Genomic DNA, 26,028 nt, shown 5'->3' on the forward strand with positions numbered 1-26,028 from the left:
GCCTGATGAGGAAGCCGCGCGCGACCGCTGCGACAAGCGGGCCGGATGGACTGGCGTCAGCCGGCGATGTCGCGGCAATTGTCGCCGGCACGCATGGTGATCCTTTCGCTGTCCTCGGTGTGCACGAGGTCGACAAGGGCTTTGTCGCCCGCTGCTTCGTCCCTCATGCCGAGTTCGTCACTGCCTACACGCTGACCGGCAAGAAAGCCGGCGAACTCGCCAGGCGCGACGAAGCCGGCTTCTTCGAGGGCAGCCTGTCGCTCAGAAAGCGACTGCCGCTGCGCTATCACGCACGCAATGCCGGCGGCGACTGGTGGCTGACCGATCCCTATTCGTTCGGTCCGGTGCTGGGTCCGCTGGACGACTATTACATCGCCGAAGGTTCGCACCTCAGACTGTTCGACAAGCTCGGTGCGCATCTCATCGATCACGAGGGTGCGTCCGGCGTGCATTTCGCCGTCTGGGCGCCCAATGCAAGGCGCGTTTCGGTGGTCGGCGACTTCAACGAATGGGACGGGCGCAGGCATACGATGCGCGTCCGCCGCGACACCGGCATCTGGGAGTTGTTCATCCCCGACATCGGCGCCGGACGGCCATACAAATACGAGATCATCGGGCCCGATGGCGTGAGGCTGCCGCTGAAGGCCGATCCGTTCGCTTTCAAGTCCGAACTGCGACCGGCCACCGCTTCGGTGACGGCGCTTCCGCCGGCGCATCAATGGGGTGACGAGGCGCACCGCAATTTCTGGCGCAACGCCGACGCCCGCCGCGAGGCGGTGTCGATCTATGAGGTCCATGCCGGCTCCTGGCAGCTTCACGACGACGGCAGCTTCCTGTCATGGGACGAGCTTGCCGACCGGCTGATCCCGTATGTCGTCGACACGGGTTTCACCCATATCGAATTCATGCCGATCTCCGAACATCCCTATGATCCGTCCTGGGGCTATCAGACGACGGGCCTCTATGCGCCGTCGGCCCGCTTCGGCGATCCGGACGGTTTTGCCCGGTTCGTCGACGGCGCCCACCGCGCCGGCATCGGCGTCATCCTGGACTGGGTGCCGGCGCATTTTCCGGTGGACGCGCATGGCCTGGCCAATTTCGACGGCACCGCGCTCTATGAGCATGCCGACCCGCGCAAGGGCTTCCATCCCGACTGGAACACCGCGATCTACAATTTCGGACGGCGCGAGGTGGTCTCGTTCCTGGTCAACAATGCGCTGTTTTGGGGCGAGAAATACCATGTCGACGGTTTGCGCGTCGATGCCGTCGCCTCGATGCTCTACCTCGACTATTCGCGCAAGGCCGGCGAATGGATTCCCAACGAAAAAGGCGGGCGCGAAAACCTCGAGGCGGTCAGCTTCCTCCAGAGGATGAACAAGGAAGTCTATGGTCATCATCCGGGTGTGATGACGATCGCCGAGGAATCGACCTCATGGCCAAAAGTTTCGCAGCCGGTGCATGAGGGCGGGCTGGGTTTCGGCTTCAAGTGGAACATGGGTTTCATGCACGACACGCTGGAGTATTTCTCCAAAGAGCCGATTTTCCGCAAGCATCACCACGGCGACATCACCTTCGGTCTGGTCTACGCCTTCTCAGAGAATTTCGTGCTGCCGCTCTCCCATGACGAGGTCGTGCACGGCAAGGGGACGCTGCTTGGCAAGATGGCCGGCGACGACTGGCAGAAATTCGCGACGCTGCGCGCCTACTACGCCTTTATGTGGGGCTACCCCGGCAAGAAGCTGTTGTTCATGGGGCAGGAATTCGCCCAGCGCCGCGAGTGGAGCGAGGCGCGCGCACTCGACTGGAACCTGCTCGATTTCCGGGCCCACCGCGGCGTCTGGCAGACGGTGCGCGATCTCAACTATCTCTACCGCTCACGGCCGGCGTTGCATGCGCGCGATTGCGAACCGGAGGGGTTTTCCTGGCTGATCGTCGACGACAGCGCCAACTCGGTCTTTGCCTGGCTGCGCAGCGCGCCGGGCGGAAACCCGGTCGCCGTCATCTCCAATTTTACGCCAGTGCCGCGCGACAATTACCGCGTGCCGTTGCCAATGGCTGGAAGATGGCGCGAGATCATCAACACGGACGCCTCCGACTATGGCGGTTCCGGCAAGGGCAATGACGGTGCCGTCGAGGCTCGGAAGGAAGCAGGAGGCATCTCGGCGACGATGCTGTTGGCGCCGCTGTCGACGATCATGCTCGAATTTGCTCCGGACTAGGCGATGTCTCGCAGCGCGTAACTTGGGAGGATAAGAATGGCAGAGATAAAACGGACCCAGCCGCTGGCGCGCGATGCCATGGCGTATGTTCTGGCCGGCGGCCGTGGCAGCCGCCTCAAGGAATTGACCGACCGGCGCGCCAAACCGGCGGTCTATTTCGGCGGCAAGACGCGCATCATCGATTTTGCGCTCTCCAATGCGCTCAATTCCGGTATTCGCCGCCTCGGCGTGGCCACCCAGTACAAGGCGCACTCGCTGATCCGCCACCTGCAGCGCGGCTGGAACTTCCTTCGGCCCGAGCGCAACGAGAGCTTCGACATCCTGCCGGCCAGTCAGCGCGTATCGGAGACGCAATGGTATGAGGGCACGGCCGATGCCGTCTACCAGAACATCGACATCATCGAGGCCTACGGGCCCGAATACATGGTCATCCTGGCCGGCGATCACGTCTACAAGATGGACTATGAGCTGATGCTTCGCCAGCATGTCGACGCCGGCGCCGACGTCACCGTCGGCTGCCTCGAAGTGCCGCGCATGGAGGCGACCGGCTTCGGCGTCATGCATGTCGACAAGAAGGACACCATCATCTCCTTCATCGAGAAGCCCGCCGATCCGCCCGGCATTCCCGACAAGCCGGATTTTGCCCTGGCCTCGATGGGCATCTACGTGTTCAAGACCAAGTTCCTGATGGAGCAGCTGCGCCGCGACGCGGCCGAACCGGGCTCAAGCCGTGACTTCGGCAAGGACATCATCCCCTATGTCGTCGAGCACGGCAAGGCGATCGCCCATCGCTTCGCCAAATCCTGCGTGCGCTCGACCGCCGAGAACGAAGCCTACTGGCGCGATGTCGGGACCGTCGACGCCTATTGGGAAGCCAATATCGACCTCACCGACATCACGCCCGAGCTCGATCTCTACGACCGCGACTGGCCGATCTGGACCTATGCCGAGCTGAAGCCGCCGGCGAAGTTCGTGCATGACGAGGATGGTCGCCGTGGCTCGGCGGTATCCTCGCTGGTCTCGGGCGATTGCATCGTCTCAGGCGCGTCGCTGAAGCGAAGCCTGATCTTCACCGGCGCGCGCATCAACTCCTATTCGACGCTCGAGGACGTCGTCATGCTGCCCGACTGCCAGGTCGGCCGCAGCGCGAGATTGAAGCGCGTGGTGATCGATCATGGCGTCAGGATTCCCGAAGGGCTCGTGGTCGGCGAGGATCCCGTCCTCGACGCCAAGCGCTTCCGCGTTTCCGAAAAGGGCATCTGCCTCGTCACGCAGGCCATGATCGACAAACTGGGACTGTCGTGAATGCAGGTCCTGTCGGTCACGCCCGAAATATTTCCTCTGATCAAGACTGGCGGGCTTGCCGACGTGACCGGCGCATTACCGGTCGCGCTCGCCGGCAAGGGCGTGACGATGCGCACGCTTGTTCCCGGCTATCCCCAGATCATGGATGCCTTCAAGAAGAAAAAACCCGTTCACCACTATCCGCTGCTGCAAGGCGGCAAGGCTTCGGTCCATGCCGTCCAGATCGCCGGGCTCGACCTGTTCGTGCTCGACGCGCCGCATCTGTTCGATCGCCCCGGCGGCCCCTACGGCAATGCCACCGGCGCCGACTGGCCGGACAATTGGCGGCGTTTCGCGGCCCTGAGCCAGGTTGGCGGCGACATCGCCGGCGGCGCCGTCTCGGGCTACCAGCCGGACATCGTCCATGCCCATGACTGGCAATCGGCGATGACGCTGGCCTATATGCGCTACGGCAAGGCGGTCGGCACGCCGTCGATGGTCACCGTCCACAATCTCGCTTTCCAGGGCCAGTTCGGCGCCGGCATCTTTGGCGAACTCGGTTTGCCGGCGGCGGCCATGGCGCTCGACGGCGTCGAATATTATGGCGGCGTCGGTTTCCTCAAGGCTGGCCTGCAGGCCGCCTGGGCCATCACCACAGTCAGCCCGACCTATGCGCAGGAGATCCGCTCGCCGGAATTCGGCATGGGGCTCGATGGCCTCATCAACATGCGGTCCGTCGATCTCTATGGCATCGTCAACGGCATCGACACCGCGATATGGAACCCTGAAACCGACAAGCATCTGGTTTCCAACTACACGGCCAAGACATTGAAGGCCCGGCACCCCAACCGGACCGCCGTCGAGGATCGTTTCAACCTTGACCGCGACGACAGTCCGATCGTCTGCGTGGTCAGCCGGCTCACCTGGCAGAAGGGAATGGACATACTGGCAACGGTCGTCGACGGGATTGTTGCGAGGGGTGCCCGCCTGGCGATCCTGGGGTCCGGCGACGCCGGCCTCGAAGGCGCGCTGCTGGCCGCCGCCGCCCGCCATCGCGGTCGCATCGGCGTCGTCGTCGGTTATGACGAGGCGCTTTCCCACACCATGCAGGGCGGCTGTGACGCCATCGTCATCCCATCGCGCTTCGAGCCTTGCGGACTGACGCAGCTTTACGGCCTGCGCTATGGCTGCGTGCCGGTCGTCGCCCGCACCGGCGGTCTTGCCGACACCGTCATCGACGCCAATGAAGCGGCGATTTCGGCAGGTGTGGCGACCGGCTTCCAGTTCGCACCCGCCGATGCCGGCGCCTTGCTGCACGCCATCCGCCGGCTGGTCGCGGCGCACGCCAACCCTGCAATCTGGACGTCGGTGCAGCGGCAAGGGATGAAGGCGGATGTGTCGTGGGATAAAAGCGCAGAAAAATACCTCGAACTCTATCGCTTGCTGCTTTCGAAAAGGGCTGTCTGACACATGATACGCACCGTCGCCACCAAACCTTATCTCGACCAGAAGCCCGGCACGTCCGGGCTGCGCAAGAAAGTGCCGGTGTTCCAGCAGGAGCACTATGCCGAGAACTTCATCCAGTCGATTTTCGATGCGCTGGACGGGTTCGAGGGCAAGACGCTGGTGATCGGCGGCGACGGCCGCTTTTACAACCGCGAAGTCATCCAGAAGGCCATCGCCATGGCCGCGGCAAACGGTTTCGGCAAGGTGATGGTCGGGCAGGGCGGCATCCTGTCGACGCCGGCCGCTTCCAACATCATTCGCAAATACAATACCTTCGGCGGCATCATCCTGTCGGCCAGCCACAATCCGGGCGGCCCGCACGAGGATTTCGGCATCAAATACAATGGCGGCAATGGCGGCCCGGCACCGGAAAAGCTGACCGACGCGATCTTCGCCAAGACCAAGATGATTTCGAGCTTCAAGACCGCCGATATCGGCACGGTCGACCTCGACACGATCGGTACCGTCGAGGCGGGCGGCATGACCGTCGAGGTGATCGACCCGGTCGCCGACTATGCCGAGCTGATGGAAAACCTGTTCGATTTCGATGCGTTGCGTGGGCTGTTCAAGTCAGGCTTCCGCATGCGCTTCGACGCCATGCATGCCGTGACCGGTCCCTATGCCAAGGAGATCCTGGAAAACCGGCTCGGCGCGCCGAAAGGCACCGCCCGCAATTTCGTTCCCCTGCCGGATTTCGGCGGCCACCACCCAGACCCGAACCTGGTCCACGCAAAGCACCTCTATGACGAGATGATGGGACCGGATGCGCCGGATTTCGGCGCCGCTTCCGACGGCGACGGCGACCGCAACCTGATCATCGGGAAGGGCATTTTCGTCACCCCGTCGGATTCGGTGGCTATGCTCGCCGCCAATGCTCATCTGGCGCCGGGCTACAAGGCCGGGCTGAAAGGCATCGCCCGCTCGATGCCGACCAGCGGTGCAGCCGACCGCGTCGCCGAAAAGCTCGGCATCGGCATCTATGAAACGCCGACCGGCTGGAAATTCTTTGGCAATCTGCTCGATGCCGACATGGCGACGATCTGCGGCGAGGAAAGTGCCGGAACCGGCTCCAACCATGTCCGCGAAAAGGACGGGCTGTGGGCCGTGCTTTTGTGGCTCAATATCCTCGCTGCCCGCGGCGAAAGCGCCAAGCAGATCGTCACCGAGCACTGGGCCGCCTATGGCCGCAATTACTACTCACGCCATGACTACGAGGAGGTCGAGACCGACCGCGCCAATGCGCTGGTCGACCAATTGCGGGCCAGGCTCGCTTCCTTGCCCGGCACCAGCGTGCGCGGCATGAAGATCGCCAGCGCCGACGATTTCGCCTATCACGACCCGGTCGACGGCTCGATAGCCAGGAACCAGGGCATCAGGGTGCTGTTCGAAGGCGGATCGCGCGTCGTCTTCCGTCTCTCCGGCACCGGTACCTCGGGGGCGACGCTGCGCGTCTATATCGAGCGCTACGAGCCGGACAGGTCCAGGCACGATCTCGACACGCAGGAGGCGCTTGCCGACCTGATTGCGGCAGCCGAAGATATCGCCGGGATTCGCAGCCATACCGGCCGCGCCAAGCCGAGCGTGATTACTTGAGTTTGGTTGACAGCCGGCCGTCTGAGTTCGGCCTGCGTTGCGAGGCTCCCCCTTCTGCCATTGTGGGAGAAGGGGGCCGAGCGAAGCTCGGTCGGACGAGGGGTGTTCCAGCTTGGCGCACACCTTTGCCCAAATCGCCCATGCCTCGTTTCTTCCAGCACCCCTCATCCGTCTCGGCGCTGCGCGCCGATCCACCTTCTCCCACAAGGGGAGAAGGGATCGCCGTATGAACTCACTCGGTGCCACCGTCACCCGCGGCGGCATCCGCTTTGCCGCATGGTCGTCCGCGGCCAGCCGGCTCTGGGTCTCGATCTTCGATGAGCAGGGAGAGGGGGAGATCGACCGGCTCGAACTCCAGCCGGAAGGCGAGGGCGTTCACGCGCTTTTCGTTGCCGGCCTCGCCGCCGGCACCCGATACGGATTTCGCGCCGATGGCGATTATACGCCCGAGAACGGGCTTTGGTTCGATCCCGACAAGCTGCTGGTCGACCCCTATGCCGTCGAAATCGACAGGTCTTATGTCTATGACGTCAGGCTCGCCGCGCGCCGGGGCGAGGGCACGGACACTGCGCCGCTGCTGCCGAAGGCGATTACCGCCACCCTGCCGCGGCCGGTGCCCGTCTTACCGCCGCTGTTCCAGCCCGGTGGCCTGATCTATGAAGTGCCGGTGCGCGCCTTCACCATGCTGCATCCGGACATCCCGAAGCCCCAGCGCGGGACGGTTGCAGCCCTTGCCCATCCGGCCATCGTCGAGCACCTGAAAAAGCTCGGGGTCGGGGCGGTCGAACTGATGCCGGTGACGGCATCGATCGACGAGCGGCATTTGCCGCCGCTCGGGCTGCGCAATGCCTGGGGCTACAATCCCGTGACCTTCATGGCGCTCGATCCGCGTCTGGCGCCCGGCGGTCTCGCGGAATTGCGGCAGACGGTTGCCACGCTGCGTGGGGCCGGCATCGGCGTCATCCTCGATCTTGTCTTCAACCACACCGGCGAAAGCGACAGGCTTGGGCCGACGCTGTCGCTGCGCGGCCTCGACAGCCGCGCCTACTACCGGCATCGGCCGGACGGCAGCTTGACCAACGACACCGGCACCGGCAACACCGTCGCTTGTGGTCATCCGGTCGTCCGGGAAATGGTCCTCGACACGCTTCGTCACTTTGTCTGCCACGCCGGCGTCGACGGTTTCCGCTTCGACCTGGCGCCAATTCTGGGGCGGGTCGATGGCGCGTTCGACGCCGCTGCGCCACTGCTCATGGCTATTCGGGATGATCCGCTCCTTGGCGACCGGGTGCTCATCGCCGAGCCATGGGATATCGGCCCGGACGGCTATCAGCTTGGCAATTTTCCGCCGCCCTTCCTCGAATGGAACGACAGATATCGCGACGACATCCGCCGGTTCTGGCGCCGCGACAGCGGCATGGTCGGCGCGCTCGCCACCCGGCTTGCCGGCTCGTCCGACGTGTTTGCCAAGCCAGGCCAGCAGAGGAGCCGCAGCGTCAATTTCATCGCCGCACATGACGGCATGACGCTGGCCGACATTGTTGCCTACGAGCACAAGCACAATGAGGCCAATGGCGAGCAGAACCGCGATGGCCACGACGACAATCTGTCCTGGAACAATGGCGTCGAGGGCGAGACCGGCGACCGTGCGATCGTTACGGCACGTTTCGATGATCGATGTGCGCTGCTGGCCACGCTGTTTGCCTCACGCGGCACGATCATGCTGACCGCCGGAGACGAATTCGGCCGCACCCAGAAGGGCAACAACAACGCCTATGCGCAGGACAACGAGATCACCTGGCTCGACTGGTCCGGGCGCGATCGGGCGCTGGGACAATACGCCGTTTTGCTCGCCGCGACGCGTCGTTGCGTGCCGGCGCTTTCCGACACGCGCATCCTGACTGGAGAACCGCCCGACGGGTCAGAAATAACGGACGTCGTCTGGCTCACCGAAACCGGCACGCCGCTCGACGAGGCAGGCTGGCGGGATCCGGGGCGGTACCGCCTGGTTATGATGCTCGGCAGCGATGATTGCCGCCTTGCCGTTGTCATCAATGGCGATCGCCGGGCATGTATGTTCACGCTGCCGGAGCGCGACGGATTTCGCTGGCAGCCAGCCATCGAAACACCGGACGGCGCAGCCGGAATTTCACGGCCGGTGCCGGGGCGAACGGTGATTTTCATGATCGAACACGAAGCCGCGCAGGCTCAGATAAAGGAGGACCCGAGTGGCAAGTGACCACGCCGAGTGGTGGCGCGGCTGCGTCATCTACCAGATCTACCCGCGCTCGTTCCAGGACACGACGGGGGATGGCAGTGGCGATCTGCGTGGTATCACATCGAGGCTGGCGCATGTCGCATCGCTTGGCGTCGACGCCGTCTGGCTATCACCCTTCTTCAAGTCGCCGATGGCCGATATGGGCTACGACGTATCCGACTATACAGCCGTCGATCCGATGTTTGGCACATCAGCGGATTTCGATGCGGTGGTCGCCGAGGCGCACCGTCTCGGCCTGAAAGTCATTATCGACCAGGTCCTGTCGCATTCGTCCGACCGGCACGAATGGTTCATCGAAAGCCGTACGAGCCGCGATAACCCCAGGGCGGATTGGTATGTCTGGGGCGATCCGAGGCCCGACGGCACCGCGCCCAACAATTGGCTGTCGGTCTTCGGCGGCCCAGCCTGGGAGTGGGACGCGACCCGCAGGCAATATTACATGCACAATTTCCTCGCCTCGCAGCCGGACCTCAATTTCCACAATCCGGAGGTTCAGGACGCCCTGCTGGAAACGGTGCGGTTTTGGCTGGAGCGCGGCGTCGACGGGTTTCGCCTCGATACCGTCAACTACTATGTCCATGACCGCTGGCTGCGCAGCAACCCGCCCCTGGCGTCAAGCGTCGCAGGCACCAACACCGAAACCAATCCGTACCTCTATCAGGAGCATTTGTTTGACAAGACGCAGCCCGAAAACCTGGCTTTCCTCAAGCGGTTTCGGGCGCTGCTCGACGAATATGAGGGCCGCGCCGCTGTCGGCGAGGTCGGCGACGAAGCCCGTTCGTTGCAGACGCTCGCCGCCTACACCGGCGGCGACAAGCTCGACATGTGCTACACATTCGACCTGCTCGGTCCGCAATTCTCGGCGGCGCATGTGCGTGGCTGCGTCGAAGCGTTCGAGAGTGCTGTCTCCGACGGCTGGGTCTGCTGGGCGTTTTCCAACCACGATGTCGTTCGCCATGTGACGCGATGGACAAGGCCCGGCGGCGACCCGGAAAGGACGGCGAAGTTCTCCATCGCGCTGCTGTCATGCCTGCGTGGATCGATCTGCCTCTATCAGGGTGAGGAACTCGGGCTGGAGGAGGCGGAATTGGCGTTCGAGGATCTGCGCGATCCTTACGGCATCCGCTTCTGGCCGGGGTTCAAGGGCAGGGATGGCTGCCGCACGCCGATGGTGTGGGAGAAGGGCGCCAACAATGCCGGCTTTTCAATCGGCAGGCCGTGGCTTCCAATCCCGGAAAGCCATGGCGCCCGCGCGGTCGATATCCAGAACGGCGAGGAAAAGTCAGTTCTGGCCAGCTATCGGGCGATGCTGGCGTTGCGCAAGCGGCATGCGGCGCTGGTACAAGGTTCGATCCGTTTTCTCGATGCCGAGGGCGAAGTGCTTGCCTTCATTCGCGAAGGCGGCGGCGAGAAGCTGCTGTGCGTTTTCAACTTCGCCGAGGAGCCGGCCAACTGGCCGTTGCCGCAGGGTGCCGATGTCGCAGAGACGATCGACCTTGGCGCTGGTGCCGCCTTGCAGGAAAAGATTCTGTCGCTGCCGCCGTTGGGCTGCTTTCTCGGACGAGCGGGCTGATCTCTCCAGCTCACTGAACAAGCACAGAGCGCCCGCAAGTCGCGCCCATGACCCGGACATCGGCCTCGCCGACGCGCACGCCCAGCGCCCCAAGCACGTTGTAAACCAATTCGTCGACCGGCGCCGTCACGCCGTTCAGCAGCGCCACCACTGCCGGCTTCACGGTTCCGAGCAAGGCGGTTACATCAAGCCCGAGGCCCAGCGCACTGACCGAAAGCGACAAATTGTTGACCAGCGACGTGGTGAGAGATTGCGTCAGGTTCTTCGTCGAGGCGTTCTTTATCGTCTTGCTTGCGATGTCGGTGCTGTTGAAGATCAAGATCGTCGGATCGTTGTTGGCGATCTCAACGGCTGCAGAACCATTCACGCCGATCAGATTGAGGGTGAGAAACAGAAGCTTCACGCTGACCTGCGCGATTTCGGCATTTTGAAACGACTGTGGGTTGCTGAAATCGGCGAAGGCGGAGGGGCTGTTATCGGCATCGCTGGCGCCAAGGTGCAGCGAGGCAAGGCCCGGACGTGCGGCAATGGTAACTTTCAAACTGTCGGGGTGCCCCGTCGGGCAGCTGATGTCGGTCAGCTTGGCTTCGGCAGAGGCCACCTCGACATGCAACGGCAGTTTGACGGCCAGCAGGCTGATGCCGCCACCGAGAGTCGCATTGCTGCCGCCGACGGACGCCACCAGCTTGATCCGCGTCTGCGCCGTACGCACCACAGCACCCTTCTCGCCGATTGTCAGCCATGGCGAGAATTGTGCAGGTTCGCCGATTGCAATCGCAAGCGTGGTGGAGGCAAGCCCCGGAATGGCGGCTCCGAGATTGAGCTCGACCTGCTTCGAGCCGTTGGCCAGTGCAGCAGCGGTGGTCAGCATGCCCATGGCGCTGGCGTCGACCGAAAAGCCGGGCGACTTTTGCCCGAGGCCCAACTGGCCCATTGAACCAAGATCGACAAGATGATTGAGCGGTATCTTGACCGTGTTGGTGGTCCTTGACGCGATTGTCTGCAAAGCCAGCTTGCTGGTGCTGCCAACGGGTGAAACATTAGCCATGGCGGTCGCTATCTCGCCCACCGTCGCTTTGGAAGCCAGCACCTCCGAATAGCTGACACCCGTCAGCTGCATCTCAACGGCAAGGGCATCGATGAACGAAAGCAGGTTCACGTCGGCAGCGATGAGAGCGTTGTAGTCCATGACGCTGAGCGCGATGTTGCCGCCCAGGAACTTGCTGAGAAGAGCGTTGAGGATGCCGCCATTGACGCTGAGAAGCCTGGACCCGACCGAGAACATCGCCTGCGGCGCTATGCTGGCCACGGCTTGGGTGCCGATCACCGGCGTAGGGATAAGCGAACTCGCGAAATAGCGGGCAGGAACCTTTTTCAGCGTGACATGGACGGCGTTGTAGGGCGTTTTGCCGGCCTTGAAGCGCTTGTCGACGCCGAGCGACGACTCTGCTGAATATCGGCCGGGGGTGACCGACACGATAGTCTTTCCAAGGGCAGGGGTGATCGTCTGCCCTGCCTTCTGAACAACGATACCCGGCATTCCGTTGTCGCCGAGCGTGGTCACCACCGCGGCTTCAATGTTGTTGATGTTGGAGGCGGCGGTGATTGCCGCCAGATCGGTCATTGCTTGAGCTTCCCGGCGCTCCACATAGATCGAGCCTTCATCGATGGCGAAGGCGGCCAGCGCCAGCGCGAACGGTGCGCACAGCGCCGTCATGACGGCGAAGTTCGCCGTCAGGTCGCCAAGCATCGAGCGGGCGACCCGGCCGATCCTGCCCGCCAAAGTTTGCGACATTCAGATGCCTCCGACCCGGATTGTCGACTGGCGTGAGATCGTGGTGCCAGGCATGGGCAGCGCCGGAAACAGATTCCAGACCGGCAGGTTGCGGGCATCATATTGGATGGACACGACGAACTGGTTTCCGTCGGCCGTGCTGTCCTTGGCCTGGTAGGTCAGCTTGTCGGAATCGACGAATGGATATCCCGCGGCATTGGTGGTGACGAAACTGGTCACCAGCGCCTGGCGCTCATCTTCGTTCAGCCCGGCAATCGCCGTGCGTGCGGCGTCCGCTGCGATCTGCTGCACGGAATGACTGGCGCCAAAATAAATGCCATATGCAACCATGCCGAGCAGGAGCAAGATGAAAAAGGGCGCAAGCAGTGCGAATTCGATCGCGGACGTTCCGGACGGTTCTCGAAACTGGTGTAATTTGCGTTTGAGCTGACGCGTATTGCGCCGCTTTTTAGCTATTGTCCCAGTTTCCGCGCTGTTCATGTCCGTCGCCCATCAAGACATACCGAAGCTCGCAAAAGATGTAACCCGTGGTTGCTTAAAGGCGGATTAAGACATTGTGGCAAAGTGGAATCGACGAAAGATTTCCTGCCGGAAGCGAATGCTTGAAGCGGTTCTTCCGCCAAGTCGTGGAATTCATCAGCCGACGCAGCGCCCCGCTTCGGCGCCCGACTTCTTCAACAAAAGCGGCGCAACCTGCTCGTTGCAGAGAAAGCGCCGTCGATCCCATCGACCACAACGTAGGGTTTAGTAAGGATACCCCATTGACTTGCATCAATATCATGCGATCCGCTGCAGGCTATTGCCCTTCCCAACTTCCCACGAGTTGCAAGGGTTTTCGCGCAATGTGTAGGATCTGACGTGCGGGTTGTGTCCAAATTGCTGCCGCTAATTGTAACTTGTGTTTACCACTCACGGGTTAGGGTTTACCCAAAGGCAGTTGGCGGAATGACGGCATCACATTATTTCCTGACACGCTTCGGGAAGCTCTCGCTGTTCAGGCAGACCTGCGTCGTGGTTTTGGCGGCCATCATCGGTGCGGATACTCTCACCCTCGTTTTCTATGGTATCTTCTTTGCCGACCGCCTCCTCTTGGACTTGTTTTTGACAACGGTCATCACCGTCGCGGTTGGATTTCCGCTCGGCTATTTCTTCCTGAGACAGCAGTTGAATCTCGCCTTGATGGCCGCCAAGCTCGACCGGGCAGCACGCATCGACCACCTCACAAGCCTCGCCAACAGGAAAACCTTCTTTGAGGAGGCCGAGGCAATCGTGGGTTCCGAGGCCTTCAAGGAAGGCGCCGTGCTGTTCATGGACGCCGACCATTTCAAATCCATCAACGACACCTTTGGTCATGCCATCGGCGATGCCGTCCTCCAGGAGATGGGCAGCGTTATTCGCAGCTCGATTCGGGAAAGCGACTTGGCGGCGCGCATCGACGGCGAGGAGTTCGCTGTGTTCCTGGTCGAAGCTGGCCGCGACAAGACATTGGAAGTGGCCGAGCGGATCAGACAGAACATGCGCGGTATCAGACGGGCAGTCGGCATCGAGGACCGAGAAATCACCGTCAGCATCGGGATTTGCCTGCACGGACCAGGCCAAATCTTGGATGACATCTTGCTGCGCGCTGATCAGACTCTCTATGTGGCAAAGAACAGGGGGCGCGACTGCATCGTCGCAACCGCCGGGTTCGGACCGGTATTCGCATGATCGTGACTGGCACGATGGCTCTACCTATCCAAACCCGGATCGGGATTAGAGAGAGGATGAACGCATCGACGTTCTCTGCGCCTGCGGTTACGCTCTCGTATTCGCAGACAGGCCGCAGATTGAACGGGTGGCTTGCATGACGCATCATGTGAGGCTAACTATTGCCTCACATGGAATGGAGAGTGATATGCTAGCGCTCGGAAATGTCGCCGACGTGTTGGGGCTGCCCGTTAAAGAGGTGGCGGCGCGGTCGCCTTTCGGGCTGATCTCCCGGATCGAGGATGGACTTCCCTTTGGCGCACTTGAGCGCGTTGCGCATCTTCTGGCGCCTGGCGATGCTCAGTTCAAATACCGGCTGATCCCCAAGGCGACCTATGAGCGGCGCAAGGCGGTACATCGTCTCTCGTCGGACGAGGGCACACGATTGGCCCGCGTCGCGCGCGTCTGGGGCCTTGCTGTCGATGTCTGGCAGAACGAAGAGGAAGCGCGTGATTTCTTGTTTCGGCCGCACCCGATGATTGAGGACAAGCGACCGATCGACGTCGTTATCATGAGCGAGTTCGGTGCCGAAATGGTGGTCGATATTCTCGCAGGTCTGAAGTACGGCAGTGCTGCGTGACGGCGCAGATACTCGATCGCACACTATTGTCCTTTCGTATCGGCGATCCGGCCGGCACCTACCCGATCTTCGATGCGACCGGCTCGACAATCGCGCCTGGGCGGTGGAACACGCCCGGAAGTCCTATCATCTACACCAGCGAGCACTATTCGACGATCCTGTTGGAAAAGCTGGTGCATGGCAGCGGCCGACTGCCGCCCAACCAGCACTACATCGAAGTCACAATCCCGCGCGGACTGAGCTACGAGGTCTTTTCCCAGCCGTCACTGCCCGGCTGGGACACGATGCCGGCGATGGTGAGCCAGGGATTCGGCGAAACCTGGTGTTTAGAACGGCGCAGCGCCATCCTGCTGGTGCCGAGTGTCGTGGCGCGTCTCGATTGCAATGTGCTGATCAATCCTGCGCATCCGGAGTTTTCAAAGATCCACACAGGCCTGCACCAGCCGGTCTACTGGGACCGGCGGCTGTTTGGCGCGTAACGGGGAGGGGCTTTCTCAAGAGGCCTTGGTGAGATTCACCGGACGTCGGCGCTGGTATCTGCGAGTCATCGCTCGGCCGAGGCGTGGCCGAGCTGCTTTTGCGTAGCTGGAAGGCTCGGTCCATGGTTTTGACCGCTGTTCTGCCGGCCGCGCAGTGGCTGTTGCTGCGCCTTACTTAGGGTGACCTCACGAGTCTGTTGAAATAAAAAATCACCACGTTACTGTTTGCCCACCAGCCGCCGGAAAGGGAACCGGCGGCGCGCTCAAAGGGGCCAGCTAATCGGCTTCGGGGCGTCAACACTCAAGAGGCGCAGCTGAACGGCCGCCTCGACAGGGAGAACTTCATGCTGAAAAACATGCTGAAGGCGACGGTGTTCGCCACAACCATGGCTTTGGCCGCCGGCACGTTCTACACGCCAGCCTTCGCCGAGGTCGTCTACAACCGCGGCACCGCCGCCGAATCGGAGTCGCTCGACCCGCACAAGACCTCGACAATATACGAAGCCGCTGTATTGCGTGACCTGTTCCAGGGGCTGGTCATGCAAGACCAGAAGGCGAACGTCATTCCGGGCGCCGCCGAAAGCTGGACTGTATCGGACGACGGCACTGTCTACACCTTCAAGCTGCGCAAGGACGGTGTCTGGTCGGATGGTAGCCCGGTCACGGCAGATGACTTCGTCTACGCGTTTCATCGGCTGGAAGATCCGGCCACCGGCGCCGAATATGCTTCGATGCTCTATCCCGTGAAGAACGCCGAGGAGGTGAACACCAAGAAGGCGAAGCCGGAGGAGATGGGCGTCAAGGCAATCGACGCAAATACTCTGGAAGTGACGCTGAAGGCGCCCACGCCCTATTTCCTTGAAATGCTGACCCACCAGGCGACTTATCCGGTCAGCAAGGCGTCCATTGACAAGCTCGGCGCCGATTGGATCAAGCCGGGCAATCTGGTCTCCAACGGCCCCTTTACCCTGGCGGAGTGGGTTCCCAACGACCACATCAAACTGGTCAAGAATCCGAAATTCTGGGATGCTGCGAGCGTCAAGCTCGACGTCGTCAACTACATCCCGACCGAAGATCGTTCGTCGGCGATAAAGCGCTTCGAGGCCGGCGAACTCGACAGCTACGACGACCTCCCGACCGAGCAGCTCGCCGATCTCAAGGCCAAGTTTGGCGATCAGATTCGCGTTGGACCTTACCTCGGCACCTACTATTTTTCGATCAAGACCGACAAGGCTCCGTGGGACAACGTCGAACTGCGCAATGCCATCTCAATGGCAGTCGACCGCGATTTCCTTGCCGAAAAGGTCTGGCAGAACTCAATGCTGCCCGGCTATTCGATGGTGCCTCCGGGCATTGAGGGCTATACGCCGGCAATGGCCAAATACGCGGACATGTCGCAGATCGACCGCGAGGATGAGGCCAAGAAGGTACTCGAGAAGCTTGGCTATACGCCCGAGAAACCGCTGAAGATGGAAATCCGTTACAACACGTCGGAAAACCACAAGAACACTGCAGTCGCCATCCAGGAGCAGTTGAAGCCGCTCGGCGTCGAAATCACGCTGCTCAACACCGACACCAAGACCCACTACTCCTTCCTTGAGCAGAAGGGCGACTACGACGTGGCGCGTGCCGGCTGGATTGCGGATTACAAGGATCCGGAAACCTTCCTCGGCATCTCCCGCAAGGCAAGCGGCAACAACTATTCGGGCTACAACAGCCCGGAATTCGAGAAGGCCATGGACGAGGCGGCCGCCGCCGGCGGCAAGCCCGAAGAGCGCATGAAAGAACTCGCCGAGGCTGAGCGCATCCTCGTCGATGACGTCGGCAACATCCCGCTTCTCTACTATAGCTACAAGGATATCGTTTCTCCGAAGCTTCATGGCTTCGAGGACAACGTCATGGATGTGCATCCGTCCCGCTTCATCTCCAAGGACTGATCTCCTTGGCCGGACTGCCGCTCCTTTACAGCGCCGCGCGTCCTTTGGGGCGCGCACAGGGCGCTGTAACGCCTTGAATTTGCACGTGATCCTCTCCGGACCTTCGGCTCGGGTCATGCGTTAGGGGCGGCGGTCCCGGTTTGCTAGCAAAGCGGGGAACCGATGCTGCGTTACGTATTCCGGCGGCTTCTGACCGCCATTCCGACGCTGTTGGTCATCGTGACCATGGCGTTCTTCCTGATACGCGTCGCCCCTGGCGGCCCGTTCAATCAGGAGCGGGGCCTGAGCCCCGAGATCAAGGCCAATCTCGAAGCGCAGTTCGGTCTCAACGACCCGCTCTGGCTGCAATATGTCCACTATCTCGGCAATCTGCTGCGCGGCAATTTCGGTCCGAGCTACAACATGCCGGATTTCACTGTCGGCGAATTGTTTGCCAGGGGCCTGCCCGTTTCGATCCAGATCGGCGCCTCGGCCCTGATCCTGGCGCTGCTGCTTGGCGGCCTCCTCGGCACCATTGCCGCGCTCAACCAGAACAAGCTTGCCGACTATTCGGTGATCGCTCTGGCGACCGCCGGCAGCACCATTCCGACCTTCGTCATCGCGCCGGTTATCCAGCTTCTGTTCGGTCTGACCTGGAAACTCCTGCCGATCGGCGGCTGGGGCGATGGCGCCCTGCTCAACAAGATCGGCCCTGTGCTGACCCTCGCCTTGCCGCAGATCGCCATCGTCGCCCGCCTGATGCGCGGCTCGATGATCGAATCTTTGCGCTCGCACCACATTCGCACCGCACGTGCGCTCGGCCTGTCGGACTGGTCGGTGGTCGTCAAGCATGCGCTGCGCGGTGCCATATTGCCGATTGTCTCCTTCACCGGCCCGGCGGCGGCGGCACTGCTCACCGGCTCGATCATCGTCGAGACGATCTTTTCCATTCCCGGCATCGGCCGCTATTTCGTCGAGGCCGCGCTCAACCGTGACTACACGCTGGTCATGGGCACCGTGGTGGTCATCGCGCTGTTCACCATCGTCTTCAACCTGATCGTCGACGTCATGTATGCCTTCGTCGATCCGAGGGTGCGCTATGACTGACATCGCAGCCACCGCTCCGGCCATCGTCGGCCGTTCCCTGTGGGGCGATGCCTGGGCGCGCCTCAAGGCCAACCGCGCCGCCATGTTCAGCCTGTATTATCTTGCCTTCATCGCGATCCTCAGCGTGTTCGGACCCTCTTTGGTGCCGCATCGATACACCACCATCTACGCCGACTATGTGCGCATGCCGCCGAGCTTGTCGGCCTATCCGAAGCCCGACAAGATAGAAAGCGCGCTCAACGAGGCGATCAAGCGCATGCGTGTCGACATCAAGCAGTGGCGGCAGGAAGACAATCGCATCTTCGTCACCGTCACATCGCGCAAGCCGATCGACGACCGCAATGTCCGCTACCTCGATCGTTCCGATGCCTTCGACAACACCAAGATAGAGAGCAAATCGGCTGACGGCCTTGAAGCGGTGATGAGCGCTTCAATCAGGCAGCAGTATTTCCTGTTCGGCACCGACAATACTGGCCGCGATCTCCTGTCGCGGACGCTGATGGCCGGGCGCATCTCGCTGGCCATCGGCCTGCTCGCCGGGGTCGTTGCGGGCGTCATCGGCGTGCTCTACGGCGCTGCGGCCGGCCTTGCCGGCGGCAGGATAGACGAGGTGATGATGCGCATTGTCGATGTGCTCTATTCGCTGCCGTTCATTTTCTTCGTCATTATGCTGGTGGTGTTCTTCGGCCGGAACTTCGTGCTGATGTTCCTGGCGGTTGGCGCCGTGCTGTGGCTCGACATGGCGCGCATCGTGCGCGGACAGGCGCTCTCGATCCGGCGGCAGGAATATGTCCAGGCGGCGGAGGCGATGGGCATAGGCCAGCGCGGCATTCTGATCCGCCACGTCATTCCCAACCTGCTTGGCCCAGTGGTCATCTATATGACGCTGCTGGTGCCGCAGGTCATCATCCTGGAGAGTTTCCTGTCGTTCCTCGGGCTCGGCGTGCAGGAACCGATGACCAGCTGGGGCGTGCTGATCTCGACCGGCGCCAAGAACATCGGCACCGCCAACTGGCTGCTTTTGTTCCCAGCATTTTTCCTTGTCTCGACGCTGTTCGCGCTGAATTTCGTCGGCGACGGCCTGCGCGACGCGCTCGACCCCAGGGATCGTTGAGATGGACACCTCCGAAACGATCCTCAGCGTCAAGGACCTTCGCGTCCGCTTCCGCACGCTTGACGGTGTGGTCGAGGCGGTCAAGGGCATCAACATCCACGTCAATGCAGGCGAAACCGTTGCCGTTGTCGGCGAATCCGGTTCCGGCAAAAGCCAGACGATGATGGCGGCGATGAGCCTGCTGGCCTCGAACGGCGAGGCGACGGGCGTCGTCGACTATCGCGGCCGCAACCTTTTGGCCCTGCACAAGTCCGAGCTCAACCGAGTCCGCGGCCGCAAGATCAGCATGATCTTCCAGGAGCCGATGACCTCGCTCGATCCGCTCTATTCGATCGGCAACCAGCTGATCGAACCGATCCGCCGGCATCGTGGCCTTGGCGCGGCGCAGGCACGCGAAGAGGCGCTCAAGCTCTTGCGGCTGGTCCATATTCCCGATCCCGAGCGGCGGATGAAATCCTATCCGCACGAATTGTCGGGTGGCCAGCGACAGCGGGTCATGATCGCCATGGCGCTGGCCAACGACCCCGACATACTGATTGCAGACGAACCGACGACCGCGCTCGACGTGACCATCCAGGCGCAGATTCTCATGCTGCTCGCCGAACTGCAGCGCAAGCTCGGCATGGCGATTGTCTTCATCACCCACGATCTCGGCATTGTCCGGCGCCTTGCCGACCGCGTTTATGTCATGCGCTCCGGCGAAGTCGTCGAGGAGGGCGAGGCGGAAGCGATCTTCGTCAATCCGCAGCATGCCTATACCAAGATGCTGTTGGCCGCCGAGCCGACCGGAACCAAGGCGCCGCCACCGCCAAATGCGCCCGTCCTGCTCGAAGGCAGGAATGTCGAGGTGACCTTCAAGATCGGCGGCGGGTTTCTTGCCGGAGAGCCGCTGATCCTGCGCGCAGTCGATCACATTTCGATCCGGCTCAAACGCAACCAGACCATCGGCATCGTCGGCGAATCCGGTTCAGGAAAATCGACGCTCGGCCGAGCCCTGCTGCGGCTCCTGCCAAGCGATGGGCTCATCCGCTTTGGCGATCGCGATATTTCTGCCGCCGACCGCCAGGCCATGCGGCCGCTGCGGCGCGAATTGCAGCTGGTCTTTCAGGACCCGTTCGGTTCGCTGTCGCCGCGCATGACCGTCGGCCAGGTCATCACCGAAGGGCTTCTGGTGCATGAGCCGACTCTGTCGGGTAGGCAACGCGACCTCCGCGCCATCGAGGCCTTGCGTGAGGTCGGGCTCGACCCGAATGCGCGCAATCGCTACCCGCACGAATTTTCCGGCGGCCAGCGCCAACGCATCGCCATCGCGCGGGCGATGATCCTCAAGCCCAAGGTGGTCGTCCTCGACGAGCCGACGTCGGCGCTCGATCGGTCCGTCCAGAAGCAGATCGTCGAATTGCTGCGCAAGCTGCAGGCCGACCATGAACTGTCCTACCTGTTCATCAGCCACGATCTCGCCGTCGTGCGTGCCATGGCCGACTACATCATCGTCATGAAGCAGGGCAAGATCGTCGAGGAAGGGCCGACCGAGGCGATCTTCAGCAATCCGCAGGCATCCTACACGCAGACACTGATGGCCGCGGCCATCGACGTCACACGGTTTCGCTTGAGCGCATAGCGCGGCCGGTCAGGACTGCAGCGGATAGTGATTGAAAGGTCCCGAGGCGAATAGACCGTCGTCTGCAGCCAGGGCTGCTATGGCTTCGTCTCGATCATCGCCTCGGGCGTTTAGAGCGCTATCATCTCGACGATCGTCTCCGCCGACAGGGCTTGAAAAAACTGCTTCCGGCGGAGTTCAGCGACCTCCTTGAACTTGCTCATGTCCTGCGCTGGATTCAACATAACGCCCGAAGTTGTCCAGGATCGCCTGCCAGCCGTCACGCTGCATGTCGATGGAGTTCTGCGTCTCGGCATCGAATATGGTCGTCACCTTCGTACCGTTGCCTACAGCTTCGAAGGCGTACGCGCCTTGCGCCCGTCGCTCACGGCGAATGCGATCGCCTTGTACGGCTCGACCTCTTCGTACACCGCCTCGAAATCGAAGCCGAAGCTGCCGTCCTTGGCTTCCATGCGCGCCTTGTAGCCGCCGCCCACCTTTAGGTCGGCTTCCGCGCTTGGGCAGCACCAGTCGTCGGAAGCGAAGTTCCACTGTGTGATATCGCCGGGCGTCGTGTAGGCCTCCCAGACGCGTTCGATCGGCGCGGCGATCGTGGTGGCAATGGTGATCTTCTGGTTGGTCATTTCTGGTTTCCTTGTCGTCGCAGTCGAATGAGATCACGCAGACGGTTACTGCGTGATTTCGGGCTCGACGAGGTGAGCAAGCTTGCGCAGCGACTCTTGCCAACCGAGATAACATGCCTCGACCGGGATCAGATCGGGCACGTTCTCCTGAACCACCGTCATCTCCGTTCCGACTGAAACGGCCGTCAGCGTGACGGTCACTTTCATCTCGCCCGGAAGGTTCGGATCATCGAACACGTCGCTGTAGACGAGCGTCTCGCCGGGGACGAGTTTCAGATAGGTGCCGCCGAAGGAATGGCTTTGCCCGGTCGTGAAGTTTCGAAACGACATTCTGTGCTTGCCGCCTTCCTTCGCCTCAAGCTCATGCACAGTACAGGTAAAACCGAAGGGCGGGAGCCAACTCGCGACCGCGTCAGGTTCCAGAAATGCGCGGTAGACCTTTTCGGGCTTGGTGGCGAGGACCCGGTGCAGTTTAACGGTATTGGGCATGATCATCTCCATTCGTTGAGTTCACCAGGGCGTCGTTGCCGTGGATCTGGTTAGCCTGCTGCTGCGGCTTCCAGCGCCGCGATATCGATTTTCTCCATCGCGCGCCTGGCCTTTGCGCGGTCGGGACTGGTCGTCAGTTCCATCAGCCGCTTCGGCGTGATCTGCCAGGAGAAGCCCCACCGGTCCTTGCACCATCCGCAGGCGCTCTCGCTGCCGCCGTTTCCAACGATCGCCTTCCAGTAGCGGTCGGTCTCTTCCTGATCTTCGGTCAGCACCATCAGGCTGACGGATTCGTTCGCCTTGAAATTCGGGCCGCCGTTCAGGCCTAGAAAAGACTGGCCGAGCACTGTGAACTCGACCGTCAGTTCATTGCCTTCCTTGCCGCCGGGATAGTCCGACGCGGCCGCATTCAGCCGATCCACATGGCTGTCGGGAAAGGTGGCGGCATAGAACTCTGCCGCCTTGCGTGCTTCGCCGTGGTCGAACCACAGGCAGGTCACGAGTTTCGTCATTTTTAATCTCCTCGGTTCTTGGGTGGTATTTGTTCGTGCCGCGACTGTCAGACCTCAGTCGAACCAGCCCTTGGGCGGCTCGCCGGCCTGAACGGGACCGATGAACGCCATCATAAGGTCGGCCTGGATTACATCGACCGCAGATGTGTTCGATGATCTAAACTCGCTCACGGGTCTTTCACCTGGTTTCGTTGCTTCGTGTCCAAAGGACGAACAAGTGGTGCGCCTCCCGACAGCCAACCTGTTATTTTTTTGCCACGCGGCAAGACCACCTAACCCGAGTCGATCCATCCAACCGCCGGCTGGTAAGAGCGGGTCGGCGTAGGGCCGGGCCGTTTGCTTCAGCACCGGTTGTCCATATCACGAGGCGTTCGTGGAGAAGGCGCTTGAGGTCCTCGTTGATGCCCGCAGTTTTCGCGGAAACAAACAACAACCTAAAGCGCGCCGCATGAGGCCGGTCAAACGCGACGCGCTTTAGTCGCCCGCCGTCGTCGAAGGTGCTGGCGCACGCTGATCGGCTGCATCGCTTTCCCGAGCAGGCCGGGTCACGGCAAGCACCGACAATTCATGCCGGCGCCCATCTCGCGCAGTCCACATGATCGACTGTCCGGCCGAGAGGCCGATCAGTGCCGTGCCGATCGGCGTAAGGATTGAAACCTTGCCTTCGGAGATGTCCGCATCGCCAGGAAAAACCAGCGTCACCGTTTTCGCATCACCGGTATCGGGCTTGAACGTCACCGTCGAACCCATCTGGACGGCGCCCGCCGAGATCAAACCATCGGAAACGATGCGCGCTCGCTCGAGTTCGGCGAGCAGTTCATCGGAAGCCTGCGGATTTCGTGCGGCCACGGTGCTCGCAAGCGCCGATAAACGCGCATGGTCCGATTTCGAGATGCGGATGGTCGGCTTGCGCCGCGCCTTGATGTTATCTTGCATTTTCGAATACTCGTATTCTCAGTTGAGCGGGCTGCCTCAAGCATGGTTTAACGGGCCAATTCGAGGCAGATCTTGCTCAAAGCCGATGCCCCAGAGCCGGTGCTGGCCTGCCTACGTTCGATGTCGATTTTATGTGCTTGCCCCGCGGCCCGGGGCACATGGCAGCCGAGCCGGGGGTTACGATCCCGCGATGGGGCAAACCCGGAAAAGAAAATCGCGACGGATCTTTTTTGTTGCGTTCATATAACCGTAGTTGGTGCCGAGATCGGGGAAGTCAAGACGACCCTGTAGCAAGGCGCGGTGATGCCAAGCGGGAACAATTCGACGGCCGGTGAGTTTCCAGGATGAAGGGCGATCTGTTTCGGAGGAAACTGCGATGAAACGCGTCCTTGCCCAAAACGCTGTACGGCTGATGCTGGGCAGCGTAGCCGCCGGCCTGCTCCCGATCGTCGAGATTCCCAATCCGGTGGCGCCATTGTCGCTTGTGTCCGAGGCGAGGGCTGCCACCGACGTTTCCGTTTCGATCAGCACATTCTACGATAAACTGTCTTCCCATGGTGATTGGGTTTCGTACCGGGGAGCGACCGTTTTCGTCCCGGTTGATGTAGCTGACGACTGGCGCCCGTATACCATTGGGCATTGGGTCTATACCGAGCAGCATGGCTGGCTCTGGGTGTCCGACGAGCCGTTCGGCTGGGCGACCTACCATTACGGCCGTTGGGGCTATGCCGATGACATCGGCTGGTACTGGGTTCCCGGCACTCGTTGGGCGCCGGCATGGGTGAGCTGGCGGCGCGAAAGGGAGCACGTCATCTGGGCTCCGCTGCCGCCGCGCCGTGATCCCGATTTGATTTCAATCGAGGTGACCATCGACACCACGCCGGATTTTTACTGGGTCGTGGTCCCCACCCGCGAATTCCTTGCTGACGACATTTCTGTCGTCGTTATCCGTGATGAGCCGGAGTTTGTGCGCATTGTCGAGGCGGCCGAGCCGGCCGGCGACGTGACCATCCAGAACAACGTGGTGATCAACAAAGTCATTGATGTTGATGTGATCGAGAAGGAGACGGACGAGCAGGTGACAGTCGTCGAGGTCAGCGAGACCGAGACGCCCGAGCAGGCCGGCAAAGTGGAAAACAATACGGTCACGGTCTTTGAAGGTGAAGTGAAAGCCGATCCCGAGGCCAAACCAGCTGAGCTCAAAGACATCGAGGAGGTGAAGCAGGTTCAGGCAGGCCGGAAATCGAAGCCGACCGAAGGCGCAGCAACGACCGAACAGGCGCCGGATGACGAGGTCAAGCCGGAAGAGACCGCCAAGCCTGAGAAGCCGACCGAGGAACAACCGGCCGCCGAGCAGGAGCAGGCCGAGCCGGAAGAGACGGGCAAGCCTGAGAAGCCGACGACCGAGGAGCAACCGGCCGCCGAGCAGGAGCAGGCCGAACCGGAAAAGGCGGCCAAGCCTGAGAAGCCGAAGGCCAAGGAGCAGCCCGCCGCCGAGCAGGAGCAGGCCGAGCCCGAACAGGCGGCCAAGCCTGAGAAGCCGAAGGCTGAGGAGCAGCCCGCCGCCGAGCAGCAGCAGGCCGAGCCGGAACAGGCCGAGCCCAAACCACAGCAGCAAGAAAACAAGGCGTGCGATCCGCAGACTGGGGCGAACTGCTAAATGTGCGGGTACAGACTACGGGCACCGCGATCGTTCCATCGCGGTGCCCGCTGTGAGCCGAGCCTTCATTGGTCGCGGTGATTTCTGGGGTCGTTGTGATTTCTGGCAATCTCGCCACCCGCCGTAAGCCATTTTGCATCGAACCAGCGGTCCGCCGGTCCGTCATAGGGCAGCCGCGTGATATCCCAATGGCTGACGAAGCGCGCGTAGGCGTCCCACACTGGTGGCCCGCCGCCGATGAAGACGACGCGGCCGACGAAGCGCTGGAGTGTGGCCTCGGGATCCATGCTGGAGCGAACGACGACAAGGTCCCGATCCGCGCGCGCAAAATCCGGAACGCTCGCGATCGTCTTGGGACCGGCGAGCAAGACGTGTCCTCTGGTCAGGTCGAAAAATCGTGCAACGTCGGCGACGAACTCCGGCGACCGGTTGCCTTCCCAGGGAAGGCCGCCGTTGAGGCCGAGCTGCCCCGCTTGGCCAATGGCACAGACGACTCTAACGACAGTCTTCTTCATGCGTACTCCACCGATAGCCGGTCTGATCGCATTCGCAACGCTTGCACGTCATGCTGCGCCACGCACTTCGGTAAGATGACCCAACCCGCTGCCTTACTCCGCTGCGGCTGGCTGGTCCACCGCCTCGTTGAGGAGGTGGTTTTGAGTGTCGTCGGTCGGACTATGGAACTCCTTCTCAAAAGTCCATCCCGGCACTGAAACAAACGAAACACTTCGAGTTCGGCGCGGAAAAACCCCTGAAACAGCGATGGTTTAAATCCAACGGCACCGCTGCACCCCGCGGCGCCAATCAATGGAGTATTGCGATGTCGAGAATGCGAACAGCTTACCGCTCATTTCGGAATTACCGGATTCACCGCATGGCGGAACGGACCCTTGCGGCAATGGACGATGCCCTCCTGAAGGACATCGGGATCAGCCGGTCCGAGATTGGCTTGGTGGTCCGCGGCTTGCAGCGCGGCCAAGAAGACAAGGCGGGCTGA

The 26,028-nt window shown here is 61.7% G+C and carries 23 protein-coding genes; 15 read left to right on the forward strand and 8 right to left on the reverse strand.

The window, feature by feature from the left end; genetic code table 11:
- Nucleotides 1-5 precede the first annotated feature (5 nt).
- From glgB to bglA, 6 genes are all read left to right on the forward strand, one after another.
- A complete protein-coding gene (gene glgB / locus AC0L2Z_RS02295; RefSeq protein WP_473626492.1) occupies nt 6-2,219 on the forward strand; it encodes a 1,4-alpha-glucan branching protein GlgB in 2,214 nt (737 codons plus the stop codon).
- Between the two features lie 36 nt (nt 2,220-2,255).
- Nucleotides 2,256-3,524 (forward strand): glucose-1-phosphate adenylyltransferase, encoded by a 1,269-nt coding sequence (gene glgC / locus AC0L2Z_RS02300; RefSeq protein ID WP_077381220.1) that lies wholly within the window; start codon nt 2,256-2,258, stop codon nt 3,522-3,524.
- Nucleotides 3,525-4,970, forward strand: coding sequence for a glycogen synthase GlgA (gene glgA / locus AC0L2Z_RS02305; protein WP_473626493.1), 1,446 nt, complete (start codon nt 3,525-3,527; stop codon nt 4,968-4,970). It abuts the gene before it with no gap.
- Between the two features lie 3 nt (nt 4,971-4,973).
- On the forward strand, nt 4,974-6,602 hold the full coding sequence (locus AC0L2Z_RS02310) for an alpha-D-glucose phosphate-specific phosphoglucomutase (RefSeq protein WP_473626494.1): 1,629 nt from the start codon (nt 4,974-4,976) through the stop codon (nt 6,600-6,602).
- A 226-nt stretch (nt 6,603-6,828) separates the two neighbouring features.
- Nucleotides 6,829-8,841 (forward strand): glycogen debranching protein GlgX, encoded by a 2,013-nt coding sequence (glgX, locus tag AC0L2Z_RS02315; protein WP_473626496.1) that lies wholly within the window; start codon nt 6,829-6,831, stop codon nt 8,839-8,841.
- Entirely contained in the window at nt 8,831-10,453 is a 1,623-nt protein-coding gene (gene bglA, locus AC0L2Z_RS02320; protein ID WP_473626497.1) for a beta-galactosidase BglA, read from the forward strand. Before glgX ends, bglA begins: the two co-directional genes overlap by 11 nt.
- A gap of 10 nt (nt 10,454-10,463) precedes the next feature.
- Here the strand turns inward: bglA and AC0L2Z_RS02325 are convergent, their stop codons facing one another.
- Together AC0L2Z_RS02325 and AC0L2Z_RS02330 are read right to left on the reverse strand one after the other, a co-directional pair.
- A complete protein-coding gene (locus AC0L2Z_RS02325) occupies nt 10,464-12,248 on the reverse strand; it encodes a pilus assembly protein TadG-related protein (protein ID WP_473626498.1) in 1,785 nt (594 codons plus the stop codon).
- A complete protein-coding gene (locus AC0L2Z_RS02330; RefSeq protein ID WP_473626499.1) occupies nt 12,249-12,728 on the reverse strand; it encodes a TadE family protein in 480 nt (159 codons plus the stop codon).
- Nucleotides 12,729-13,115: 387 nt separating this feature from the next.
- Here AC0L2Z_RS02330 and AC0L2Z_RS02335 point away from each other — a divergent pair, with 387 nt between their 5' ends.
- From AC0L2Z_RS02335 to AC0L2Z_RS02365, 7 genes are all read left to right on the forward strand, one after another.
- Nucleotides 13,116-13,955 (forward strand): GGDEF domain-containing protein, encoded by an 840-nt coding sequence (locus AC0L2Z_RS02335; RefSeq protein ID WP_473626500.1) that lies wholly within the window; start codon nt 13,116-13,118, stop codon nt 13,953-13,955.
- 187 nt (nt 13,956-14,142) lie between these two features.
- Nucleotides 14,143-14,574, forward strand: coding sequence for an antitoxin Xre-like helix-turn-helix domain-containing protein (locus AC0L2Z_RS02340; protein WP_473626502.1), 432 nt, complete (start codon nt 14,143-14,145; stop codon nt 14,572-14,574).
- Nucleotides 14,571-15,053 (forward strand): RES family NAD+ phosphorylase, encoded by a 483-nt coding sequence (locus AC0L2Z_RS02345; protein ID WP_473626503.1) that lies wholly within the window; start codon nt 14,571-14,573, stop codon nt 15,051-15,053. The genes AC0L2Z_RS02340 and AC0L2Z_RS02345 overlap by 4 nt, the downstream gene beginning before the upstream one ends.
- 344 nt (nt 15,054-15,397) lie before the next feature.
- A complete protein-coding gene (locus tag AC0L2Z_RS02350; protein ID WP_023799734.1) occupies nt 15,398-16,990 on the forward strand; it encodes a peptide ABC transporter substrate-binding protein in 1,593 nt (530 codons plus the stop codon).
- A gap of 162 nt (nt 16,991-17,152) precedes the next feature.
- Nucleotides 17,153-18,076, forward strand: a complete 924-nt coding sequence (locus AC0L2Z_RS02355; protein WP_023799733.1) for an ABC transporter permease subunit — start codon at nt 17,153-17,155, stop codon at nt 18,074-18,076.
- The gene (locus AC0L2Z_RS02360) at nt 18,069-19,190 is read left to right on the forward strand and encodes an ABC transporter permease (protein WP_473626504.1); all 1,122 of its coding nucleotides are present in this window, start codon (nt 18,069-18,071) and stop codon (nt 19,188-19,190) included. Before AC0L2Z_RS02355 ends, AC0L2Z_RS02360 begins: the two co-directional genes overlap by 8 nt.
- A gap of 1 nt (nt 19,191) precedes the next feature.
- Nucleotides 19,192-20,811, forward strand: coding sequence for an ABC transporter ATP-binding protein (locus AC0L2Z_RS02365; RefSeq protein WP_473626505.1), 1,620 nt, complete (start codon nt 19,192-19,194; stop codon nt 20,809-20,811).
- Between the two features lie 177 nt (nt 20,812-20,988).
- Here AC0L2Z_RS02365 and AC0L2Z_RS02370 read toward each other — a convergent pair whose 3' ends face one another.
- From AC0L2Z_RS02370 to rnk, 5 genes are all read right to left on the reverse strand, one after another.
- Nucleotides 20,989-21,123 carry a hypothetical protein gene (locus tag AC0L2Z_RS02370; protein ID WP_473626507.1) on the reverse strand — a complete coding sequence of 45 codons (135 nt, stop codon included), beginning with the start codon at nt 21,121-21,123 and terminating at the stop codon, nt 20,989-20,991.
- Nucleotides 21,124-21,137: 14 nt separating this feature from the next.
- Entirely contained in the window at nt 21,138-21,434 is a 297-nt protein-coding gene (locus AC0L2Z_RS02375) for an SRPBCC domain-containing protein (RefSeq protein ID WP_473626508.1), read from the reverse strand.
- A 45-nt stretch (nt 21,435-21,479) separates the two neighbouring features.
- Nucleotides 21,480-21,923, reverse strand: a complete 444-nt coding sequence (locus tag AC0L2Z_RS02380) for an SRPBCC family protein (protein WP_287191723.1) — start codon at nt 21,921-21,923, stop codon at nt 21,480-21,482.
- 50 nt (nt 21,924-21,973) lie between these two features.
- Nucleotides 21,974-22,435 (reverse strand): VOC family protein, encoded by a 462-nt coding sequence (locus AC0L2Z_RS02385; protein WP_473626509.1) that lies wholly within the window; start codon nt 22,433-22,435, stop codon nt 21,974-21,976.
- A 474-nt stretch (nt 22,436-22,909) separates the two neighbouring features.
- A complete protein-coding gene (rnk, locus tag AC0L2Z_RS02390) occupies nt 22,910-23,371 on the reverse strand; it encodes a nucleoside diphosphate kinase regulator (RefSeq protein WP_287341618.1) in 462 nt (153 codons plus the stop codon).
- Between the two features lie 376 nt (nt 23,372-23,747).
- Between rnk and AC0L2Z_RS02395 the strand changes: the two genes are divergently transcribed.
- A complete protein-coding gene (locus AC0L2Z_RS02395; RefSeq protein WP_473626510.1) occupies nt 23,748-25,031 on the forward strand; it encodes a DUF6600 domain-containing protein in 1,284 nt (427 codons plus the stop codon).
- A 65-nt stretch (nt 25,032-25,096) separates the two neighbouring features.
- Here the strand turns inward: AC0L2Z_RS02395 and AC0L2Z_RS02400 are convergent, their stop codons facing one another.
- Complete coding sequence (locus AC0L2Z_RS02400) at nt 25,097-25,546, reverse strand: dihydrofolate reductase (protein WP_023799722.1); 450 nt, start codon at nt 25,544-25,546, stop codon at nt 25,097-25,099.
- Between the two features lie 314 nt (nt 25,547-25,860).
- On the opposite strand from AC0L2Z_RS02400, the gene AC0L2Z_RS02405 reads away from it, so the two are divergent.
- On the forward strand, nt 25,861-26,028 hold the full coding sequence (locus AC0L2Z_RS02405) for a DUF1127 domain-containing protein (protein WP_128172270.1): 168 nt from the start codon (nt 25,861-25,863) through the stop codon (nt 26,026-26,028).

It is taken from the genome of Mesorhizobium sp. WSM4850, from assembly GCF_055811735.1.

Bases quoted from the DNA above. Each gene is read 5' to 3' on its own strand.
- glgB (WP_473626492.1), top strand. From the start codon at position 6: ATGAGGAAGCCGCGCGCGACCGCTGCGACAAGCGGGCCGGATGGACTG.
- glgC (WP_077381220.1), top strand. From the start codon at position 2,256: ATGGCAGAGATAAAACGGACCCAGCCGCTGGCGCGCGATGCCATGGCG.
- glgA (WP_473626493.1), top strand. From the start codon at position 3,525: ATGCAGGTCCTGTCGGTCACGCCCGAAATATTTCCTCTGATCAAGACT.
- AC0L2Z_RS02310 (WP_473626494.1), top strand. From the start codon at position 4,974: ATGATACGCACCGTCGCCACCAAACCTTATCTCGACCAGAAGCCCGGC.
- glgX (WP_473626496.1), top strand. From the start codon at position 6,829: ATGAACTCACTCGGTGCCACCGTCACCCGCGGCGGCATCCGCTTTGCC.
- AC0L2Z_RS02325 (WP_473626498.1), bottom strand. From the start codon at position 12,248: ATGTCGCAAACTTTGGCGGGCAGGATCGGCCGGGTCGCCCGCTCGATG.
- AC0L2Z_RS02330 (WP_473626499.1), bottom strand. From the start codon at position 12,728: ATGAACAGCGCGGAAACTGGGACAATAGCTAAAAAGCGGCGCAATACG.
- AC0L2Z_RS02340 (WP_473626502.1), top strand. From the start codon at position 14,143: ATGCTAGCGCTCGGAAATGTCGCCGACGTGTTGGGGCTGCCCGTTAAA.
- AC0L2Z_RS02350 (WP_023799734.1), top strand. From the start codon at position 15,398: ATGCTGAAAAACATGCTGAAGGCGACGGTGTTCGCCACAACCATGGCT.
- AC0L2Z_RS02355 (WP_023799733.1), top strand. From the start codon at position 17,153: ATGCTGCGTTACGTATTCCGGCGGCTTCTGACCGCCATTCCGACGCTG.
- AC0L2Z_RS02360 (WP_473626504.1), top strand. From the start codon at position 18,069: ATGACTGACATCGCAGCCACCGCTCCGGCCATCGTCGGCCGTTCCCTG.
- AC0L2Z_RS02365 (WP_473626505.1), top strand. From the start codon at position 19,192: ATGGACACCTCCGAAACGATCCTCAGCGTCAAGGACCTTCGCGTCCGC.
- AC0L2Z_RS02375 (WP_473626508.1), bottom strand. From the start codon at position 21,434: ATGACCAACCAGAAGATCACCATTGCCACCACGATCGCCGCGCCGATC.
- AC0L2Z_RS02380 (WP_287191723.1), bottom strand. From the start codon at position 21,923: ATGCCCAATACCGTTAAACTGCACCGGGTCCTCGCCACCAAGCCCGAA.
- AC0L2Z_RS02385 (WP_473626509.1), bottom strand. From the start codon at position 22,435: ATGACGAAACTCGTGACCTGCCTGTGGTTCGACCACGGCGAAGCACGC.
- rnk (WP_287341618.1), bottom strand. From the start codon at position 23,371: ATGCAAGATAACATCAAGGCGCGGCGCAAGCCGACCATCCGCATCTCG.
- AC0L2Z_RS02395 (WP_473626510.1), top strand. From the start codon at position 23,748: ATGAAACGCGTCCTTGCCCAAAACGCTGTACGGCTGATGCTGGGCAGC.
- AC0L2Z_RS02400 (WP_023799722.1), bottom strand. From the start codon at position 25,546: ATGAAGAAGACTGTCGTTAGAGTCGTCTGTGCCATTGGCCAAGCGGGG.
- AC0L2Z_RS02405 (WP_128172270.1), top strand. From the start codon at position 25,861: ATGCGAACAGCTTACCGCTCATTTCGGAATTACCGGATTCACCGCATG.